Here is a 3,448-nt window from a genome sequence, read left to right on the forward strand (position 1 = left end):
AAAGGGCTGGGGCAATGTGTGAATGCCACAACTTCGGCGGTGTACTTGAGCCCCGCTACATTGTCGGCGCGGAATCACTTGACCAGTGAGCTATTACGCACTCTTTCAAGGGTGGCTGCTTCTAAGCCAACCTCCTGGTTGTCTGGGCAACTCCACATCCTTTCCCACTTAGCACACGCTTAGGGGCCTTAGTTGGTGGTCTGGGCTGTTTCCCTCTCGACTATGAAGCTTATCCCCCACAGTCTCACTGCTGCGCTCTCACTTACCGGCATTCGGAGTTTGGCTGACGTCAGTAACCTTGTAGGGCCCATCGGCCATCCAGTAGCTCTACCTCCGGCAAGAAACACGCAACGCTGCACCTAAATGCATTTCGGGGAGAACCAGCTATCACGGAGTTTGATTGGCCTTTCACCCCTACCCACAGCTCATCCCCTCCATTTTCAACTGAAGTGGGTTCGGTCCTCCACGACGTCTTACCGTCGCTTCAACCTGGCCATGGGTAGATCACTCCGCTTCGGGTCTAGATCACGCCACTCACAACGCCCTATTCAGACTCGCTTTCGCTACGGCTACCCCACACGGGTTAACCTCGCGACGCAACACTAACTCGCAGGCTCATTCTTCAAAAGGCACGCCATCACACAACACAAAGGCCATGCTCTGACGGATTGTAGGCACACGGTTTCAGGTACTATTTCACTCCCCTCCCGGGGTACTTTTCACCTTTCCCTCACGGTACTGGTCCGCTATCGGTCATCAGGAAGTATTTAGGCTTATCAGGTGGTCCTGACAGATTCACACGGGATTTCTCGGGCCCCGTGCTACTCGGGCATGCCACTTAGGGCCGTGCACAGCATTCCAGTTACGGGACTAACACCCTCTCCGGCCGGCCTTTCAAAACCGTTCACCTATACCAGCACGCACACCCCGCTGTCCCGGCAGAAACAGCACAGCAACACCCCACAACACCGCCCGCGCAACGCCCGCCGGCTATCACACACGAAACGGTTTAGCCTGATCCGCGTTCGCTCGCCACTACTAACGGAATCACTATTGTTTTCTCTTCCTGCGGGTACTGAGATGTTTCACTTCCCCGCGTTCCCCCCACGCACCCTATGAATTCAGGCACGGGTCACCAGATCACACACGGCGTCTGGCGGGGTTTCCCCATTCGGACATCCTGGGATCACCGTTCGGTTATCAACTCCCCCAGGCTTAACGCAGATTCCCACGTCCTTCATCGGCTCCTGATGCCAAGGCATCCACCGTGCGCCCTTAAAAACTTGACCACACGACACAAAACAAAAAATTGCTTACAAGATGCTCGCGTCCACTATGCAGTTCTCAAACAACAACCCCCACACCCCCCACCACCAACCCCACAACAGGGACCGGCCGGACAAGGCACAGGACAAAAACCAGAAACAACAACCCCCCACCCCCGGCCACACCCCCGCCACCACACAGCAGCAAAAGGACACAACCACAAGCAAAAGGGACCCTGTTGCCTCAGGACCCAACAGTGCGCCACAAGCACCAACCACCCAAACAACAACCGCTTTCCCAAAACCCCAAGGGTCCCGTACTCACAGCCGCCACCAGGCAACCAGCACAAATCCGTTGATATTCCACCCATGAGCACCCGCCGCAGAACACAAGCCTGCGCAACGGGCAACACTGACAACCCCCACACCCCACACAACGCAGGACACGGAAAAAGCTGCAGACGCTCCTTAGAAAGGAGGTGATCCAGCCGCACCTTCCGGTACGGCTACCTTGTTACGACTTAGTCCCAATCGCCGGTCCCACCTTCGACGGCTCCCCCCCAAACGGGTTAGGCCACCGGCTTCGGGTGTTACCAACTTTCGTGACTTGACGGGCGGTGTGTACAAGGCCCGGGAACGTATTCACCGCAGCGTTGCTGATCTGCGATTACTAGCGACTCCGACTTCATGGGGTCGAGTTGCAGACCCCAATCCGAACTGAGACCGGCTTTTTGGGATTAGCTCCACCTCACAGTATCGCAACCCTTTGTACCGGCCATTGTAGCATGCGTGAAGCCCAAGACATAAGGGGCATGATGATTTGACGTCGTCCCCACCTTCCTCCGAGTTGACCCCGGCAGTCTCCTATGAGTCCCCGGCCGAACCGCTGGCAACATAGAACGAGGGTTGCGCTCGTTGCGGGACTTAACCCAACATCTCACGACACGAGCTGACGACAACCATGCACCACCTGTGAACCGGCCCCAAAAGGGGAAACCACATCTCTGCGGCGATCCGGCCCATGTCAAGCCTTGGTAAGGTTCTTCGCGTTGCATCGAATTAATCCGCATGCTCCGCCGCTTGTGCGGGCCCCCGTCAATTCCTTTGAGTTTTAGCCTTGCGGCCGTACTCCCCAGGCGGGGCACTTAATGCGTTAGCTACGGCGCGGGAAACGTGGAATGCCCCCCACACCTAGTGCCCAACGTTTACGGCATGGACTACCAGGGTATCTAATCCTGTTCGCTCCCCATGCTTTCGCTCCTCAGCGTCAGTTACAGCCCAGAGACCTGCCTTCGCCATCGGTGTTCCTCCTGATATCTGCGCATTTCACCGCTACACCAGGAATTCCAGTCTCCCCTACTGCACTCTAGCCTGCCCGTACCCACTGCAGAACCGGAGTTAAGCCCCGGTCTTTCACAGCAGACGCGACAAACCGCCTACGAGCTCTTTACGCCCAATAATTCCGGATAACGCTCGCGCCCTACGTATTACCGCGGCTGCTGGCACGTAGTTAGCCGGCGCTTCTTCTGCAGGTACCGTCACCCCAAAAGGCTTCTTCCCTACTGAAAGAGGTTTACAACCCGAAGGCCGTCATCCCTCACGCGGCGTCGCTGCATCAGGCTTTCGCCCATTGTGCAATATTCCCCACTGCTGCCTCCCGTAGGAGTCTGGGCCGTGTCTCAGTCCCAGTGTGGCCGGTCACCCTCTCAGGCCGGCTACCCGTCGTCGCCTTGGTAGGCCATCACCCCACCAACAAGCTGATAGGCCGCGAGTCCATCCAAAACCGCAAAAGCTTTCCACCCCCCACCATGCGGTGAAAGGTCATATCCAGTATTAGACCCAGTTTCCCAGGCTTATCCCAGAGTCAAGGGCAGGTTACTCACGTGTTACTCACCCGTTCGCCACTAATCCACCCAGCAAGCTGGGCATCATCGTTCGACTTGCATGTGTTAAGCACGCCGCCAGCGTTCATCCTGAGCCAGGATCAAACTCTCCGTCAAAAAACAAACAGACACAACCAGGAATCATGGAAATAACACAAAACCAGACTGCACCAAGTAAAAATCCAGGCCAAAAAACCAGACCATCACCCACCAAAAGCAGGAAACAGCCCAGCCATTTCAACCAATCAAAAAATCGGTATCAACAAACATGGCACACTATTGAGTTCTCAAACAACAGGC

At 56.1% G+C, this 3,448-nt stretch carries 2 rRNA genes; both read right to left on the minus strand.

Going from position 1 to position 3,448, the window contains the following annotated elements:
* Positions 1 to 1,289, minus strand: a 23S ribosomal RNA gene (locus tag LD110_RS23250); the annotation flags it as partial.
* Positions 1,290 to 1,737: 448 nt separating this feature from the next.
* Positions 1,738 to 3,265 (minus strand): 16S ribosomal RNA (locus tag LD110_RS23255).
* Positions 3,266 to 3,448 lie beyond the last annotated feature (183 nt).

The organism is Arthrobacter sp. M4 (assembly GCF_020251205.1).
GTDB lineage: Bacteria > Actinomycetota > Actinomycetes > Actinomycetales > Micrococcaceae > Arthrobacter.